Genomic DNA, 17,815 nt, shown 5'->3' with positions numbered 1-17,815 from the left:
TATGGATCAGGGGAGTTCATATTCCATTTCAGCGATGAGTTTTAAACCGTTTGCAAAGAACGTCGTGCCATCGGATTGCCAACAATTCATCGAGGCCGTACCAGATACCGAAGGAACGATAGACGCAGCGCCTGACTTCGCAGTACTGTACGAATACGCTGTGCCGACATAGTTATTCGACGACGATGTAAAGGGCAGTGAGATTAAGAGACCGTTGGCTGCCGTACCTTTCGTCGTTACTTGAACGTCGGCTCGAACGAGAATCGTTTTGCCACGCCGGAGATAACGTCCGCTAACGGAACCCAAAGTGGTGATCGTACCGACCTGAGCCGTAACGGTTGGGATGTACGTTGTCCATGCCGCAGTGTCGCCATCGAGGACAACAGGCGTACCGCCGTTGATACCGGCATAGCCCTGAAGGCAGTTCATACCGAATGACTGCAAATCAACTGTGACAGCACAGGAAGAGTTGCCGATGTTGGCATTCCATTGCGTTCGCGGGCTAGGGGCAAATCCAGTGTTCCCAATAACGACGATCTTGCCCGCATAAGATGCGTCTGTCTGAATGGCGCCTCCGGATGTGTTTGACGTGAGCACAAAACGGCTGCCGGTAAAGGTGAAGGCGCCCATGATCGGCGAGGCAAGCGAGTTGTTATTCGTAAAACACAGCGCTGATGCGACTTCTGCTACGACACCGGTTACGGTAATACTGCCGTATTGGTTGCCTGCAGTGGCGCCAGCGATGGCCGAAAGCTTGAAGGCGCAGTCATACGTAACCTGGGTGCACATCATTTCACCACCGGATATTGTAACCGTAGCTCCTTGGGACTCAATCAAAACGGCAGCAAGCGATGTCCACGAGCCGGTGCCGCCGCCGTAACCGGAAATACAGTTAGCGCTAGAGATTTGAATAACAGTTTGAGTGCCGATGGCTTTCAAATACTGCGGGCAGCCCCAGGTATAGCCACCACAGATATGAATCTCGGAGCAGAGGTCATCCGGACGAGACGCATTGCCGAAACCCCAAGCGGTCTTACAGCGCACGATAATGACGTTCGTGAGATCATAGAGAGACGTGGCCTGATTGGCAGCATTGGTGTAGGCGTGGAAGCCGTACGTGTAGTTCGTATTGTAGCCTCCGTCGATCGTAAATCGGCCATTGATCGTGACGTCATTCGCGTTGATGAACTGAAGAATGGCATCCTGAGCGGACGACGCAATGCCGATGAGTCCGCCGCGACCGACCCAATGGTGACCGGAAATGCCTTGAACGACGAGGGTGGACACGCTGAAATTGCCATCCCATTCCAAGGGGACGTTAGCTGCCTGAGCCGCCGCAATCGCTACCCCGAGAACAGTAGCCTGATCTGTGCCGTCTTCCTTGGCGCCGAACATCTTACAGGTCCATGTCCGCTGGCCCGCGATTTTCCATCGCCCGCCGTCGGTAGCTACAATAACAGAGCCGCCGTTATCGGACGAAGTCGTATCAGCAGCGTCGTAGTAGTACACGCGCTGGCGGCAATCGCCAGCTGCGTAATACCCGTACACAATCGCTGCCGAATAATCCGATTTGCTTACAGCTCGCAATGCAGCAATCGTGTCGACATTAGCCATATTGGTCGTAGCGGCGAACGATTTGACCGGAAACCCGAGCCCTCCGATTGCTGCTACCGCTCCCGTCGATCCGAGCGCGGCGAGCATCTTCCTTCTGCTAATCTTCAGAGCTGGCTGCACTGCAAGTTCCTGTTCGTGATCATTGGCCATTTCGATTCCTCCCGTCAAATTGAGGATGCACCTGACAAATCCGAATGCGAAATCATTCCATCAACCATTCCCAAGCTGTAGCCCATGCCTGATTCCATTGTAGTAAGCGCTTCAAATCCTGACTATAACATTGCTTTGTCATTGCTGCACTTTGTTGCTCAGTTACTGCGAACTTCAAATGCATAGGCACCCGAATCGAGACGAATGACCATGCCGTCGACGGTCCGGAAACAAAAACAATCTCCGACGCCATCCGCCGTACCCGCTTCATCCGTTCCGCCTTCGCCGCTCCGTATCAGCCGTCCATTCTCGAGAATGCGGACATCGGCCCCGCAGAGAGCGCCAGGTATCGTTATGGTTCCGGTTACGCCCGTCGGAATGCGAACGGAAATATTCGCTTGGCCGTTCTCTTTCTTCTCCCAGCGAGTCCATAGCATCCCGCGAACCGTCGGTACGGCAGCTTCCGCAAAGACCAGCTCGTCCGGCATGAAGGGACGGAAAGACACTTCGGCGAAGCCCGGCGCCGGCGCCGCGATCCCCGCGACATATTCCTGCAGAATACGCCCCGGGTAACCGTTCCATGCGTGGCAATGAGATTCGATGTCGTCCCATCCTTCCCACAGGGTAGCGGCTCCCTCGCGGATCATATAACCCCAACCGGGATATTCTTCGCGAGTGAGAAGCCGGTAGGCTGCATCTTCTTTGCCGTTCTCGAACAGGACGCGAAGCAGCGGCATCGACAGCACGGTTTTGCATTCCCAGGGCTTGGCTGCCACGGCCTCGATCGCCGCCGAACGACTTGCCTCCGGTACGGCATCGATAGCCAGAGCCAGTGCGTTCACGCCCTGGTGCGTTTTGTCCGAGCCCCGGCAATCCCGGTACAAGCCCTTTTCCTCCTCGTACAACTCCATGCGGATGCACTGCGCCAACCGGTCCGCCTTCGCCGCGTAAGCCTCTTGCTCATCTTGCCGATGCAGCAATCCGGCGATCGCAGCTACGATTCGAACGGCTTGAAGCACCTTCAGATTCAGTACCGTCAGAAAGTCCGAGCTGTGCTCGACCGAAGGGTAAGGCCAATCGCTGATATGCCAGCCTTTGCCCAACGGAATCAGACCGGTTTCCGCATCCGCGATGCCCATGAAATAGTCGGCGAGACGTTTCGCCGTCTCGTAGTGCCGCGACAGCAGACGCTCGTCCCCGCTGTACCGGTACGTCTTCCAGAGCAGCGTGCAGAAGTGCGTGTCCCATTCCGGAATTTGCAGATGCCCCTCGGGATCGTACTGCCGGGGCTCCTCGCCGCGAATTCCCCGGCCTTCGGGACTATCGCTGTAGAAGGCGCAGAACCCGGTCGGCTCCCTCTCTTCGTAATTCGTCGGCGTTACGAAAGGGAACGTTCCGTTCGTCAGCTGCGCGTCTGCGAAATCGCCGAGCGTCTTCTCCAGCGTCTTCGCCGCGTCGAAATTGTACAGCAGCAGCTCCGCCTGCAAATCGGTATCCGCCAGGTATTGCGCCTGCTCGCGGTGCGGACAGTCGACCGTCTGGCCGAGCACGTTATTTTTCTGCGTCTGAACAGCCGCCGCGTACAAATCGTTCAACAGCGGGCTGGAGCAGTGAAAACGGCCTTCGTGCGCAAGCGCGGTATGAGCGGATACGACGGTCAGGTTGTCCCCCGGCAGCAGCGCCTCCGGGTAGCCGGTTACCTCGACGTAACGAAACGCCTTGTAAGAGAAATTCGGCTGCCAGCATTCCCGTTCATCTCCGCGCATGGTGTACTCGTCGTAATAGAACGGCGCCGTCTCGTTGGCGACATAGCGCTTCACCGTTCCTTCCGGATCCAACGCTTCGGAATAACGGAACCGGACGGTTTTGCCCGCGTATCCTTTCAGCGTGATTCTCGGCCATCCCGATACGATCTTCCCGGCATCGAACACTTGCCGCTTCTCATCCTCCGGCTCCGAAGCGACTTCGCCGACAAGGATGGGCGCGATCTCCTCCTCGATGCCGCCTTCCTGAATTTCCTGCCATTTCATCAGCCAATCTTTCCGGCCGATTCTGACCCTCACGGCTTGGCCGAACTTCCCGGAAGAACCGCTCGCAAGGTTCCAGTCCGGAGCGAGCTTTGCCGCATCATAGACTTCCATCGCGGACAGTCGGCGGTTCTGTTGATATGGCGTTCCGCATTGATGCGGAATTTCCTCCAATACCTGCCAGCTTTCATCCGTCGTGCACGTTTGCCGGGTCCCATCGCGGTACAAGATTTCAAGCTGCGCCCTTAGTCCCGGGAGTCCGTTGACATAATTCTGGCCGCTGCCGCCGAGATAATGGGCGACCGCCGCAAGGCAGCAAGCTCCGGGCTTAAGCCTTTCGGTCACGTCGTACGCCATGTACAGCTTGCGTTTCCACGGATTGGTAGGGGCTGGTGATCCGCAGCCGCCGATCCGTTCGCCGTCCAAATAAACCTGTAAAGTGTTGTGCGCGGAGACGAAAAGCTTGGCATAGGCGACTTCGGTGCGAATCTCGACGATATTGCGGAAGTAGGCGAAATCGTTTACCTTGACCTCGGTCGAGCTCCAGATCCAGTCCGCCGTCCAATCATCCGGATAGAGCCCCGTATCCCAGCAGGCGGGCTCGGAATCCGCGAAGCGCCCATCGCTGTCCCAAGCGGTCACTTTCCAACAATAACGAGCTTTCCCCTTCAATGGGGCTCCATCGTAATCCGCAAACCATGCGGCGCCCGGAACCGGGCCGTTCGTCCATATGAATGTCCCCTCCCGCAGCTGCCGCTCGGACTCGGCTACGCAAACTTGAACCGCGGTCGGGAGGAAGCCCCGTTCCTCGCTCGATAATTGCCACGACAAACGGACGGCATCGTCGTCGATGCCGAGCGGTGAAGTTAATCCGTTTACCTTGAGCGCATGCAGGCGAAATCGCGAGGATCGTTCCGCCCGCTCTCTGATTGTCAATGTGATTGCCTCCTTCGTAAAAAACAGATTAAGTCGTCAAGAATGGACGGAACGCTTGAAAGTATATCCGGTGGCCGTAATCGTTCGGATGATTGATATTGTTAAGCAGCAAGCTGGCATGCGATTTGCCCGCCCGAAGCTCACGCTGCCACAGCTCGTGAACGTCCGCGACGCCTACATCTAGCTCACGCCCGATCCGCTTCAGAATATCCGCGTAGATCGCGAGGTCTCCGCTCGAATGAACCCATGCCGGATTGGAGAGACATGGCGTGATCAAGATCGTGTCGGCCGTCCTCCCGGCTTCAATCGCCCCCACCATCCTCCGAATGTTCTCTTCAAACTCCCGGGGCGGAATGCCGTTGCGAATCGACTCACCCCGGCATTGATCGTTCATGCCGTATCCGATACTGACCAGGTCGGGACGCAGCGCGATCACGTCGTTGTCCAGTCTGGCCAGCGCGCCCGTGCTGCCCTCTCCTCCGACGGCCCGATTGACAACTTCGATCTCTGCAGCTGGAAATAACGCTCTGAGCGCCTCCGCGAACAGATTGTAGTAAGCGAGCGCGTCCCTGCTCGCTTCGCCGCCGCAGCTGATGCTGTCTCCGAACACGACATAACGGATGCGCTCCCCCCTGCTCAGCTTTCCGATCGTGCGGGCCAAGCGGACGCCGCAGTCGTAAGGCTCATTCCCGGCCGAGCCGTTTGCACCGCTTCGCTCCTGGTAGTCGTAATCCCCAAATACCGTGAATCGCTTGTTGCTGTAATCCGCGAACCGGCTATGATCGAAGGTCGACAAGCCGCACATCGCATGTTCGGCCCAATTAGGAATTCGGCTGCCAGGCGTGCGCCTGACCGCCCCGCCTGCCTTGTCGACGACGTAATCCTCGCCTTCCGTGTAGACCGTGCAGCCATCATCCGTCGGAAGCGTTCCGCTTCTTAAGACCAGTGAACGCACCGGGTCAAAACTCAGCTTCTGCCACTCCTCGTTCACGAAGACGAAGCTTTCGGCCGTCTGTCTTTTCCAGTTCTTTTGCGGCTTGTTCGACATAGCGGAAATCCCCCCTTGCGTGTTTACTCTTTGACACTGCCGAGCACGATGCCTTGCATGAAATATCGCTGCAAGAAAGGATAAACGAGCAGGATCGGGATCATGCCAAGGAAAATCTGCGCGGTCTTAACGGTTCGTTCGGTCAATCCCTGGAAATTATTAATATCGGTCAACCGAGAAAGGTCCGGCTTCACGACAATCGTCTGCAAATACGTCTGAAGCGGATAATGCTCCGTCCGATTCATGAACAGCAAGCCGTCAAACCAGCTGTTCCAATGTCCCACCATTGTGAATAGGGTAATCGTCGCCAGGGCAGGCAGCGATAGCGGCAGATAGATGCGGAACAGCACGGTCAGGTGTCCGGCTCCGTCCATGAACGCCGCCTCTTCGAGCGCCTTGGGCAGTCCGCGGAAAAAATTGAGCAGAAGGATGACATTAAACACCGCCAGCGCCCCCGGAAGGACGAGCACCCAGATGCTGTCGAGCAGGCCGTAATATTTTAACGTCATATAACTCGGAACGAGCCCGCCGCTGATCAGCATCGGGACGACAAGATACCATACGTAGACGCCGCGAAACCGAAATTGCGACGATTCCTTGGACAACGGATAAGCCGTCAGCATGACGACAAGCATCCCGATTGACGTTCCCAGAGCGAGCCGTTTCAACGACACGACGAAAGCCTTCGTGAACGCATCTCCGTTAAGAATGAATGAATAAGCGTCCGTATTGAAGCCGATCGGCCAGAGCTTTACGGCGCCTGCTTCGACCGGACCGGAATTGCTGAACGAAATGGCCCATACATGCACGATAGGCAAGATGCTGAGCAATCCGAGCCCCATCATGAAAATATAGTTGAAGATCACGAAAGCTCTTCTTGAGATGGAGTTGGATTCTACCATGGCTCCAAGCCCCCCCTCTTAGAAAATTCGGTAATTGGCATATCGATAAGCCAGTCGGTAAGAGATGACGATCAGCACGAGGCTGACGACCGATTTGAACAATCCGACCGCTGTGGACACGCTGTATTGCGCATCCTGGAATGCGATGCGGTACACGAGAGTATCGATGATATCGCCCGATTGATAGACTTGAGCGTTGTACAACATAAAAATTTGCTCGAATCCTGCATTGAGCACGTTGCCCAGACTGAGCACCGCCAGCAGGATGATGATCGGCATCATGCCGGGCAAAGTGATATGGATCGTCATCTTCCATCTTCCAGCGCCGTCCACATGCGCCGCCTCGTATAGAGAGGGGTCGATGGCCGTCAAAGCTGCCAAATAGACAATCGTCGAAAAACCGTATTCCTTCCACACATCCGATAGGACAATCGTGAACGGAAACCAGTTGTTGTCGCCCAGGAAATAGATCGGCCCTATGCCGAAATACCCAAGAACCTGGTTGACGATGCCGTTTTGGATCGACAGTATGTCGATCAGGATGCCGCCCAGGATGACCCAGGAAAGGAAGTGCGGAAGATAGATCAGCGTCTGCACCGAACGCTTGATCAGCTTGACCCTCATCTCGTTCAGCAGGAGCGCCGCGACGATCGGCACGATCAATCCCGCCGTAATCTTCATCACGGCGATAAACACTGTATTAAAGACAATCTGATAAATGTCGGGAATATCCAGAACATAGCGAAAATTGTCCAACCCAATCCACTTAGAGCCGAACAGGCCGCGATTAGGGACGAATCGCTGGAACGCGATCGAGATGCCTGCGAGCGGTACGTAGTTGAACAGGAAGGCAAGCACGACTGCGGGGATCATCATGAAGTGAAGCGGCACTTGCGATTTCCACGATTTCATCCATACACCACACTTTCTGCCGGAGAAACGCGAAAAGAGGAGAAGAGCTGCCTCCCCCTCTTCGCGTCGTTACTGTCCGGACATTATTTCGATTTCTCGTACCAATCGTTGACTTCTTTCGTAATCTGGTCTCCGCCCTGCTTATACCAGTCGGATACGAACTTGTCGAACTCCTCCAGTCCGGCGGAGCCGAGGATGATTTTCATGACCATCACTTGCTCCATCTTCCTCAGGCTGGCAAACTTCTCGGCCATAGCCGGTGTCGAGCCGCCCAGGAACCCCGACATATGCAATTGATTGTTCTGCTTCATTTTCTGAATAACTTCCATACTCGATTTGTTGACGCCGAACACGCGGTCGAGGCCCCAGTCTCCGACATCGGATTTGTCGTTTTTCCATTTCTTGATTTTGTCTAGATAATACTTCGATTCCGTTGACATCTTGGATTCGTTACCGGTTGCCAAGGCGTCGGCGATTTCTAAATGCGCATCCAGGTTCTTCGTCGGCGGCGACGAAGTCACAAGGCCGTACGGATAGTACATGATACCGGTTTTCTCGTTGCGCGACAGAGGCGCGTCAGGGTTGATCCAGTTTTTCTCGATCCAGAAATTCATCAGCTCTACAACCGCTTCAGGGTGCTTATACCCTTTGCGTATGACGTGATATTGATCCGCCAAGCCGCCCATTTCGACAAGCGCGGGCTGTCCGTCCGCAGACGGGATCGGATACGCGCTCCATTCGGCGTTCGGATCATTTTTCTTGGAGCCGTTGATCGCATAGAGCGGAGCGGCCATATCACCGAAGAACAGTCCCAGCTTGCCGGCGGAGATCGTTTCGATCACTTTGGTAACGTCCTTGACGCCGAACTCCTTATCCATCAAACCTTTTTTGTTCATTTCCGCCAGCAGCGCCAGCCCTTTTTTCATCTCCGGAAGCGTGCTGCCGTAAACGAGCTTGCCGTCGCTGCCTTTCACCCAGGAGTCCGGGTAAGCGTGGAAGGCGTTGAGCAATTTTCCGATGTTCGGAGATCCCATAGATTGCAGTTCCTTGGACATCCCGAACCCGACCGTTTTGCCCGTCGGATCGCTGTCCTTGAACGCTTGGGCAATAGTGACGACGTCCTGAATCGTTTGCGGCGGGTTCAGATTCAGCTTCTTCAGCCAATCGTCGCGAATCCAGAGCACCCCGACACTGTCGATCGCGCTGGCGGTGATCGGCAGGCCGTACAGCTTGCCGCCGTATGTCGCCGCTTTCATGGCAACTCCGCCGTCCGCCATCATCATTTTTTTCGTGTTCTCGCTTGCGCGCTTATTGTAGACATCCGTTAAATCTGCGACCATATCGGCTTCGATCATGCTTCTCAATTGCGCGCCGTTGACGACGAGCAAATCGGGAATGGAGCCGGAAGCGATCGACACGTTCAATTTGTTCTGATACCCTTCGCCGTTGCTGACGACCCATTCGTTCTTCACCTTGATACCCAATTGGTCCCGATAGGCATCGTAGTACTGGTTATCGTCGATCGACCGGCCTTCTTCGAACTTCATGCCCTCCGTGTTTCTGCCGGTCTTCAGTTCGATCGGTGGATCGAATTTGCTGAACGGCCCCTTGTTCGCTGGTTCTTTCGAAGCTGCGCCGGTGGAAGCTGGGGTAGAAGTACCCCCGCTGGCAGTCGGCTTCGATTCGTTGTTCGATTTGCTGCACGCGCTTACAAATAAGACCGCGAGCACAAGCAGCAGTGTTACGATTTTGATCTTTCGTGTCCTATGTTGCATATAAGTCCCCCTCTTAAAGTGTAAGCCGCCCGGTGGTGGCTTGAGTCCTATTCTAGGGCCCCCGGCAAAGGCGAACAAGAGAAGATCGTTGTCCTTTATGCACTATATTGTCATGATTCCTCACGCAGATCTAACTTTCTCTTTCGGCTAAGCTCTTTATATTCTACCGGAGTTACCCCAACCCATTTTTTGAAGAATTTGCTAAAATAAGATAAATTATTGTCGAACCCTAGCTCCGCCGCGACGGTTTGGATTTTGACATCGCCGGAGGTGAGCATCTCTTTGGCTTTGGCGATTTTGATGCTTGCGATCTTCTCCGCTAGCAGGCTTCCGCTCGTCGCATGATAGATGCGGGACAAATAGTGCGGACTCAGATGGACGCGCGCGGCGAGATGGTGAAGCGACAGGTCGCCGCTGAGATTGCTGTGAATATAGCTGTCGATCTCGCTTACGATCCTCGTTTTGATATCTTCTTTTTCCGATTCGAGAAGCATCCGGATGCGCCACGCGATATCCAGATAATAGCGGAGCAGTTCTTCCCAGTTGGCGTGCATCCGGTAATTGCCGAGCCCGCTGAAGTCGATTTCCTTAGCGAGCAAATCGGATAATTTTCTCCGGTTGATGTAGGACAGCAGCATGGCCGACACGGTATTGAAAATCTCCATTTGCCCCGTATAGCTTACGTATACCGATTTGCGAACAAGGTCAAACACCTCTTTCAACTGGTCGTAGAATGCCGAGATGTCGTTGTTCTCCAGCTTGGTCCGTAGCTGTTCGATATGCCGGGAGAGCGCGGCTTGCTCGTGACTGGGGTCCGAAGCGGCATCTCTAATAACGTCCGTATCGTCTATAATTATTTCTTCGTCAAGGCCGATTCCCCGCTGCAGCAATGCATACATCGCCGAATAAGCTTGTCCGGCCGTCTGCCAGGAGACGTCGGGCTTGGACAGAACGAGCGATAAAGACAGATGCAGCACAATGCGAATATCCTGCTGCACCTTTTCGAGCATCTCGCTGACGTAGCCGTGCAAACCCAACCTGTTATCGCGAAGCGTACCGTCATCCTTCCGGTGTTGAATGAACCAGACGATATACGAATCCCGTTTCATCGAGTAGATGCGGCATTTCTCGGCCAGATGGTGTTCCATTATGTTTTCGACCGCGTAGGACAACAGCATGCGGTCTTTCCCCGTAAAATGGAGCGGCCATCTATCGATCCGGGCGATGACCAGGACAAGCGAATCGTGCCGGTTGAATGGCAGCTCGAGCGCGTCCAGCTGCTCCTGCAGGGCGGGACCTTCCTCTACTCTCCCCGAGATCAGCTTGGAGAAGAAATCCTCGCGCAGCAGATGAAGCGCTTCCTTGTACTGATGCCGCGCCTTTTCCATAATCTGCAGGTTGTCCGTTTCCTGATCGATCTGGGCGCTCGCACGCCCGATCAAGTCCACGATTGTTTCGTTGTCGGCAGGCTTGATCAAGTAGTCGAAAGCTCCCTGACGCAAAGCGGATTGCAAATATTCCTGATCGCTGTAACCTGACAGGAAGATGATCTTGCAATGCCTCCACTGCCGGCAGACGATCTCGGATAGCTGCAATCCGGTCATGCCTGGCATCTGGATATCGGTGATCAGAATATCGATCCGATGCCGCTCCATAACCTGCAAGGCTTCCTTGGCCGTGTGCGCCTTCCAGGCTTGAAGCTCGCCTTCCATGTCGTGAACGACGTTTAAGAGGCCTTGGACGATAATCGGCTCGTCATCGACGATCAAGATCGATTTCATCTGCATCTCTCCTCGCGCTAAGATGTTCGGCTAGCTCGATATGGATCGTGACGGTCAATCCGCCCGCTTCATTGATGCGGAGATAGACGCCGCTTGCCGAACCGTAGTGCAGCTTCAACCGCCGATGAACGTTGAAGATGCCGTGAATGTCGCTGCCTTCCGAAGCATTCTCAAGCCCGATGTTCAGTGCGGACAGCGTCTGTTCATCCATTCCGGCGCCGTTGTCTTCCACCATAACCGTCAGAACGCGGGACTCGCAGCGGGTTTGTACGACGACCTTGCCCCCTTCCACCAGGCCGCTTATGCCGTGATTGATCGCATTTTCCAGCATAGGCTGAATGATCAGACGGGGGACTTCCCAAGATGACAGGTCCCCATCCGTTATGAACTCGCAGGTCAATCGATTGCTGAAGCGAAGCTGTTGAATGGAGGCGTAAGTACGCGCGTGATTGAGCTCCAGCTCAAGCGCGACAAGATCCGCCTTGTTGTACGTGATGAATTTGAAGTAATCACCGAGATAGCGGGAAAGATTTTTGACGCCGTCGATATTTTCCTCGTGGGCCATCATGTACAAAATGTAAAGGCTGTTGTAGAAAAAATGCGGATTGATTTGCGATTGCAGCTGCTTGAGCTCCGCTTGCTGGCTATGAATCGTTTTCTCATACACTTCTTGAATCAATTCCTTGATTTTTTTGACCGACTTGTTGAACTGGTTGTACAAATAGTGGAATTCATCCGGCTCCCGCCTCTCAATCTGAATGTCAAGCGTTCCTTGCTCGACCCGCCTGAAGGCGGCGATCAGCTTCTTGAGCGGGGAATGGATCAGCCGATAGATGGCAAAGGAGGCGAGAAACGCAACGATTACGGCAAAAACGGACAGCAGATAGTACCAGTTCTTCAAAGAATAGACTGGCCGAAGCGCCTCGTTATCGGGAACCGCTATCGTTAGGCTCCAGCCGAGCAGCGCGGATACCCGCTGGGTAATTAAATAGGAAGTTCCGTTGATGTTTACGCGTTGCTGCCCGCTCAGCTCCCGGTAGACGAGGTCGTTCATGTTCACGCCGTCCGATTTCTCGTATAACATGCGCCGATTCGTAACGTCTGCCAGAAAGATCGCGCTGTCGTTGGACGATTTGAGAAATCCCAAATCCCGGCCGATTGTCGCGACCGACAATTCGATGGCCAGGATGTATTGCGAACGTGTAAAAACCGGGTAACCGATTGTCAAAAGCAGCCTGTCTCGATCATATGACGTAAGCGCCTGCGTTCTGCCGGAGGAGCGCAACGCTTCGAACTCCCGTGGTTCCACCGTGTCCACACCCGTCCGCGAAGAAAGGCGCTTTTGCAGATTAGGCATGAGAACAAACACCTCTTGAACGTATTTGCTTGAAGAGGCGAGTAGATCCACTTTATAGGAAAGGTCATTGAACGCTTTATTGCGTTCGTAGGAAGTGAGTGAACCCGAACGGATGCTCAAATCGTTAAGATCGGGGTCGTTGATAAACGATTTCTGCAAGCTGACGATACGCTCGATCTCCGACTCAATCGAGGAGATGGCGTAGTTCGCCCTCTCTCCCGTCGAGCTGGACAGTTCCTTGCGTACGATATCCGCGGCATACTTGTTCATCAGCAAACTGATAACATACATGGGAAGGATAATGATGAGGATCGTAATGACCAGCTTCGTGAAAATGGTGATTCTGGGCTGTTTGCTGTATGGTTCCGTCAATCCTGATCCCCCGCCTTTTTACCCCCACGGACGGTTTACGGCAATCGCAATAAAACCCATCGGAGGCAATATCGTTTTCAAATGCAGATAGCCGAACCGCTCGTCCTTCTCGCAACGATAGTCATCGGAGCTTATGGCGCTTCCTTCCTCACTCAGCCATTCGATGCCGCCAGTCAGCCCGATATCCGGATCGAATCGGATAATAGGATCGACGATCCGGTCCAGACTAAGGTTGTGAATCGCAATCACAAGCCGGTCTTTACCGGAAGATAGGAAGCACATCAGGTGGACGTCCGGGTGATGGAGCAGCACAGCCGGAAGTGATTTCCGGTTAACCCAAGCGAGACTGGTTGCCAACTGCTCCTGCCGGGCATAATTATACATCAGCTGCTTGCTATGCCGGGCATCATGCAAATCGAAAGGAAGAATGCAAAGCCTCTGACCTTTGTCATTCTCGTAATGGACGACGCCGCAATACATCGGCTCTAGCCGAAGTCCGAGAAATTCGGTGACGATCACGGCGCTTTGCTTCGGATCCCCGCGGTAAAATCCTTTCGGTCCGAAGCCGATGGACCACATATATTCCCCAGTGTACGATCCGCATGTGTTCTTGTCCATGTATCTTTCGAATACCGGAGTCCTCGCCGGTTGGAACGATTCGTAACCAATGTCGAAGCCTTTCTCCAGCAGCATGGCGGCTGCAGCGCCGTCAAGGACGACTCCGCGATCGAGCAGCAGATTGATTTCAACGTCCGTCAACCCTTCCGCACCGGTTCCAGCTAGGAGGACCGGACTGGATCGATCCGAATGGCTAACGGGAATACCGAGTCGGGAAAGGTAATGGAGCGCGACCGGCTCGTCCGGCCATGCATAGTGAGCGTTGCTTTCCGTATTCGGGAGCGATAATCGGGAAAACGCGTAGGGCTGGATAACGGGGGTAACGCCCAGGCTCGAATAATTCGACGGACAAAAACGGTGAATGGCTTCATCGAAATCCTCGTTTTCCCGCAGCATGCGCATGTATCCGGGCTCGAGCTCGGGCGGGAGCGAAAAGTGCAGCCCATAAGCGAGCAAGCCGGGAATGCCCGCCGCTCGAATTCCCCGATTGAACGCTTTCAACGTTGCCGCCGAACAATGATACCGGTTCTGCGGATACGTATCCCCTTCGGCCATCAATTCCACGTCCAAGTCCCGGAGCCAATGCGCCTGCAAGCGGGTATATTCGATAATCCAGCCGATATTGTGCGGTTCCTTGGACCAATATGGAGCCCCGATCGTCCGCAGAAACGGACGCGTGCTTCCGGATAATGTCCGCAGTAGCTGTTCCATGGTCACCCCTTCGTGCACCCAATGCGACATCACCGCGCAGAGGCCAATTCGGGCGTCTGGGTTAACGGCGTGAACCGCCTGCTCGATGACAGCGGCAAGATGGAGAAGACTGTCTCCGATTACAGCCAGCCAATGTTCCCTGAGGGGCGACGGTTTTCCGTGGAGCACCTCCTCAACCAGCTGCTCGCGGCTGATTTCCCGGCCGATCCTTTGCTGAAAGGCTTCCATATGAAGCGGACAAAAACAGCCGATTGGTGCTTCAGGACCTCTCAAATGCAGACGGAAATCATCGTCCAGCATGAGCATTTCCACGCCCGATTCGGCAATGATCGCGTAAGCTTGTCCGATATACCTCTGGAATCCTTTATCCAATGGGCAATATGCACCCGAGACCGTCATGCCTCTCGGTCCTACAATTTCCTGAAAGCTGTGGGGAACGCTCTCAAGCAGGGAACCACCGTGGCCGATTGTGTTCCCCCAGTACGCAACCTGAATACCCAGTTTTCTGTAACTTTCTATACTTTCCTTCAAAATGGCCGTTTCTTCCCGGACGACCTCATAATGGGGCAAATGACCGATATGGATACTGGCTGCCAGAAACACCCGCTTAGCACGCACCTGGTGAATCGCTTTGGCGTATTGCTCTCGAATGAGCTCTCGGAACGGCTGTATATGGACCGGTATCGACAGCTCCGTCTCTATATTTTTCATTGTGTCGCTCCCTTCCTTGACTTGACTTCATTCTATAGTCCGACAGTGGCATCGTTCAATGCCATTACGTTGCGTTCTTTGCACTTTGTTATCCTTCTTGGTAGCGGTGAGCAACGATTTGAGTTTCTGCCAATTTATTCATAAGAAGTCACGACTTACGCTACATTTAATGAGAATAAGCTGTGCTAAGGCTCGAAAACCTAGGCTTTACCGTTACAATATCCAACCCCGCTGCTTCATGACATCCATCCCCCCCATATAGAATAGAGGCGCAGCGCTTAGTTCCGCATTCTCATTTTCAGCTGCTCAGTGCACTTGATTTTCAGGGTAGCTGAACAAAGGCAGTCGATCGCTTCTGGCCGGAAGATGGCTTAAACTCTCGAAGACATATAGCAATCCGAATTACGGGACACAATGGTGTATTGTATTTTGATAAATTAACCCTAAATATGTTCCGTTCGCCTATTAGCTCGGCGTCGGGATCGACGTTTTTGACCGCTTTGGCGAGCGCGATGCCTTTGTCCGCCATTTCCGCGCTGCCTGGAGCCTGCGGATGCATGTACATGTGCGTCTTGGCCCAAGGTCACGAAGATTTTTCAAGTTCATCCCCACAATGCTTATACAACAGTTTCAGGCCTTAGATAAAATTATAAGTCGTCTGACAAGGCCCACTGCGGAACGGGCTAAATCCTATCCGCATTTGCCGAATGGTCGCGTACATCGGCTAATGGTATATTTATTCGAGAAGGTAATTGCTAAACATGCAGTTTACCATGGCAAACGAGTCATTATTGTCGGCCGCTCTGTTAAAAACGACGGGATGTTTGATGACGATGAAATCCCAATCGTCGACACATTGGACATACATCTTTGTTAGTACGGAGAAAGTGAAGTGGCATAATGACGAAACGAATTGATATTACGGGGCAAAAATTTGGTGACCTCGAAGTGATAAAAATAAGTGAAAAAAAAGATAAGAATCATTCGATTTTATGGATGTGTAAATGTGTATGTGAGAAAATCATTTATGTTCGGGGAAGTGATTTAAGGCGCGGTATTTATAAGAGCTGCGGATGTAAAAGAGCAGAAAAAAGGAATCGCGGCGTCGCTCTCCATATCGAGAATGATAGGACAGATAGGACACGTAAATCAGCCTTGAAAGCCAAAGCGCATAAAGATAATACAAGCGGCTACAAAGGAGTTTGTTGGTTGGAGAGTCGTCATAAATGGAGAGCGCACATCGGCTTTAAAGGGAAAAGTATCAATCTTGGTTTGTTTGAAACAAGCTCGCATTGAGGCTGAAGAAAAATACCATAGACCGTATCTGGTTGACGAAAACAATGAAAATCCGGAGATTAACATTGGATACAACGAGCGAAGCTGACATAGTAATAGCCCGGGAGTGGCTAGAACATAATTGAGTGCGTTGCAAAGGTGTAGGGCATCGTAAATCGTCTCAATGGTCGCGATGTAATCCTCGAGTTGCTCTTATTAGTGTTCACTGACATATGGTGTTCAACAAATGCCCTATGTTCGGGGTTTAAGCGCATGAAAAATTTCTCGGTTATTTTGGGATCGAAAATTCGGGATTTAATGCAATAGACAGACCGTTCCCTGTTAATACCACAACTTTTGCCAATGACTGCACCTCGCTTTATATCATTTTTCTCATGCAGGTAAGAAGAACACCACCCAGAGGCGTAGCCTAATGATGCCATCCTTCTCACTTATAGTTTCAGTTCGTTAACAATGTCCTTAAACCCTTTTGCTGTAGATAACTACCCGTTAGGTTAGCAACCTTCACTTTACTTCCACAAAAGGGTCAAGTTCTTGTCGTCCGACACACGCACGCACGTTGTTTTATATGCAATCTGTTTCGTACTCGATGTCTCTATCAATACAATCCTTCCGAACAATCTTCCAGAAAATTATGTTTTTAGTTTTTTTGGAGAGGAAGAAAAAATGCAGAACCTTGCGTTGTAGGAGCGAAGTGTGCCACTAAAGCCCCGCTACATTCAAAACACAGGTGTATACAAAGCCTGCCTCATTGGTCGGCTTTTTTGGGCTATACACATGAACACTGCCAGTGTTCATCAATGGTTGCATTCCCATTTTCTTTATTTCTCGTTCGATTTGAGTTCATGAAATTTCGAGTTCGATTCCCCGTCCTTCAGATCTGTCGCCTCAACCTCCTCCCCCGCCTCCGTCAGCACCGCCTCCGCCACCACCTTCGGAACTACCCCCACCTCCATCAGAACCGCTTCCACTATCCGCCCCCCACCCGCCGTTGTTGGAATCATGGCTTGAGTGGTGGTAGCCCCCTCCTCCATCTACGTAGGAACGTGAGTGAGATTTTTTGCGGTTGTGTTTGTTCATGGAGGTAAAAACAATTGAAACGATACTGACGCTAAAGACGATAACGACAATAACGACAATAACGCCGATATAGGTTATTTCGAATCTCATTATGAATCCCTCCTATTATTACTCAAACTTCATTGCTTTTCGATAATTTGAACCTTCTTTGCTCTCTGCCCACATGCGCGTGCAGCGTGTCGACGGTTCGGGCGGGACTGGAGCCGATTGAATTATTGTAATCATTCACGCTACCCACAGTTGTTACCCACTGGTTTCGTTGCTCCACGCCGACGAAGTTGCGCACCGTCTCCAGGATTGCCTCATCCGACACGGTCCCCCGCTCAGCTCTCATGGCAGCCTTAACGTTTTCCGCGTTGTACCACCCCGGCATATTCCCTCTTTGATCGCGTCCATGTAGAAATAGAATATGCGGCCAACCAGTTCTAGGTAGATTCATTATCTGGCAGGTGTAATTAAAACTATGCTGCCCTTTAGCGCAACGAAACTTCCAATCATTCCCTCGGCAGCCTTGTTGTTCTGGAT

General features: G+C 52.9%; 11 protein-coding genes and 1 pseudogene. 1 reads left to right on the top strand and 11 read right to left on the bottom strand.

All coding sequences use genetic code 11. The features are described 5' to 3' along the window. Positions 1 to 6: 6 nt before the first annotated feature. The 10 genes and pseudogenes from ACKGJP_RS11860 to ACKGJP_RS11815 form a co-directional block, all read right to left on the bottom strand. Positions 7 to 1,764, bottom strand: a complete 1,758-nt coding sequence (locus tag ACKGJP_RS11860) for a hypothetical protein (RefSeq protein ID WP_409345851.1) — start codon at positions 1,762 to 1,764, stop codon at positions 7 to 9. A gap of 158 nt (positions 1,765 to 1,922) precedes the next feature. Further along, positions 1,923 to 4,727 carry a family 78 glycoside hydrolase catalytic domain gene (locus tag ACKGJP_RS11855; protein WP_409345850.1) on the bottom strand — a complete coding sequence of 935 codons (2,805 nt, stop codon included), beginning with the start codon at positions 4,725 to 4,727 and terminating at the stop codon, positions 1,923 to 1,925. A gap of 28 nt (positions 4,728 to 4,755) precedes the next feature. Beyond that, positions 4,756 to 5,775: an SGNH/GDSL hydrolase family protein gene (locus tag ACKGJP_RS11850; protein ID WP_409345849.1), complete on the bottom strand. Its 1,020-nt coding sequence runs from the start codon at positions 5,773 to 5,775 to the stop codon at positions 4,756 to 4,758. A gap of 23 nt (positions 5,776 to 5,798) precedes the next feature. Further along, a complete protein-coding gene (locus ACKGJP_RS11845) occupies positions 5,799 to 6,677 on the bottom strand; it encodes a carbohydrate ABC transporter permease (RefSeq protein ID WP_409345848.1) in 879 nt (292 codons plus the stop codon). A gap of 18 nt (positions 6,678 to 6,695) precedes the next feature. After that, a complete protein-coding gene (locus ACKGJP_RS11840; RefSeq protein ID WP_409345847.1) occupies positions 6,696 to 7,589 on the bottom strand; it encodes an ABC transporter permease in 894 nt (297 codons plus the stop codon). An 83-nt stretch (positions 7,590 to 7,672) separates the two neighbouring features. Beyond that, the gene (locus ACKGJP_RS11835) at positions 7,673 to 9,364 is read right to left on the bottom strand and encodes an extracellular solute-binding protein (RefSeq protein ID WP_409345846.1); all 1,692 of its coding nucleotides are present in this window, start codon (positions 9,362 to 9,364) and stop codon (positions 7,673 to 7,675) included. 110 nt (positions 9,365 to 9,474) lie between these two features. Next, positions 9,475 to 11,145, bottom strand: a complete 1,671-nt coding sequence (locus ACKGJP_RS11830) for a response regulator (RefSeq protein WP_409345845.1) — start codon at positions 11,143 to 11,145, stop codon at positions 9,475 to 9,477. Next, on the bottom strand, positions 11,120 to 12,874 hold the full coding sequence (locus ACKGJP_RS11825) for a histidine kinase (protein ID WP_409345844.1): 1,755 nt from the start codon (positions 12,872 to 12,874) through the stop codon (positions 11,120 to 11,122). Before ACKGJP_RS11825 ends, ACKGJP_RS11830 begins: the two co-directional genes overlap by 26 nt. Before the next feature lie 18 nt (positions 12,875 to 12,892). Next, positions 12,893 to 14,914, bottom strand: coding sequence for a hypothetical protein (locus ACKGJP_RS11820; protein ID WP_409345843.1), 2,022 nt, complete (start codon positions 14,912 to 14,914; stop codon positions 12,893 to 12,895). Positions 14,915 to 15,236: 322 nt separating this feature from the next. Next, positions 15,237 to 15,482: pseudogene (locus ACKGJP_RS11815) on the bottom strand (glycoside hydrolase family 44 protein); the annotation flags it as partial. Between the two features lie 332 nt (positions 15,483 to 15,814). Here ACKGJP_RS11815 and ACKGJP_RS11810 point away from each other — a divergent pair. Then, a complete protein-coding gene (locus ACKGJP_RS11810; protein ID WP_409345842.1) occupies positions 15,815 to 16,210 on the top strand; it encodes an HNH endonuclease in 396 nt (131 codons plus the stop codon). A gap of 821 nt (positions 16,211 to 17,031) precedes the next feature. On the opposite strand, the gene ACKGJP_RS11805 is transcribed toward ACKGJP_RS11810, so the two are convergent. Further along, positions 17,032 to 17,181: a hypothetical protein gene (locus ACKGJP_RS11805; protein WP_409345841.1), complete on the bottom strand. Its 150-nt coding sequence runs from the start codon at positions 17,179 to 17,181 to the stop codon at positions 17,032 to 17,034. Between the last annotated feature and the right edge of the window lie 634 nt (positions 17,182 to 17,815).

This window comes from Paenibacillus litoralis (assembly GCF_046244365.1).
GTDB lineage: Bacteria > Bacillota > Bacilli > Paenibacillales > NBRC-103111 > Paenibacillus_V.
This window is presented reverse-complemented; position numbering and strand designations above follow the sequence as displayed.

What these genes read in the sequence shown, in the direction of transcription:
- ACKGJP_RS11860 (WP_409345851.1), bottom strand. Translation starts at nt 1,764, where the DNA reads ATGGCCAATGATCACGAACAGGAACTTGCAGTGCAGCCAGCTCTGAAG.
- ACKGJP_RS11850 (WP_409345849.1), bottom strand. Translation starts at nt 5,775, where the DNA reads ATGTCGAACAAGCCGCAAAAGAACTGGAAAAGACAGACGGCCGAAAGC.
- ACKGJP_RS11845 (WP_409345848.1), bottom strand. Translation starts at nt 6,677, where the DNA reads ATGGTAGAATCCAACTCCATCTCAAGAAGAGCTTTCGTGATCTTCAAC.
- ACKGJP_RS11840 (WP_409345847.1), bottom strand. Translation starts at nt 7,589, where the DNA reads ATGAAATCGTGGAAATCGCAAGTGCCGCTTCACTTCATGATGATCCCC.
- ACKGJP_RS11835 (WP_409345846.1), bottom strand. Translation starts at nt 9,364, where the DNA reads ATGCAACATAGGACACGAAAGATCAAAATCGTAACACTGCTGCTTGTG.
- ACKGJP_RS11830 (WP_409345845.1), bottom strand. Translation starts at nt 11,145, where the DNA reads ATGAAATCGATCTTGATCGTCGATGACGAGCCGATTATCGTCCAAGGC.
- ACKGJP_RS11820 (WP_409345843.1), bottom strand. Translation starts at nt 14,914, where the DNA reads ATGAAAAATATAGAGACGGAGCTGTCGATACCGGTCCATATACAGCCG.
- ACKGJP_RS11810 (WP_409345842.1), top strand. Translation starts at nt 15,815, where the DNA reads ATGACGAAACGAATTGATATTACGGGGCAAAAATTTGGTGACCTCGAA.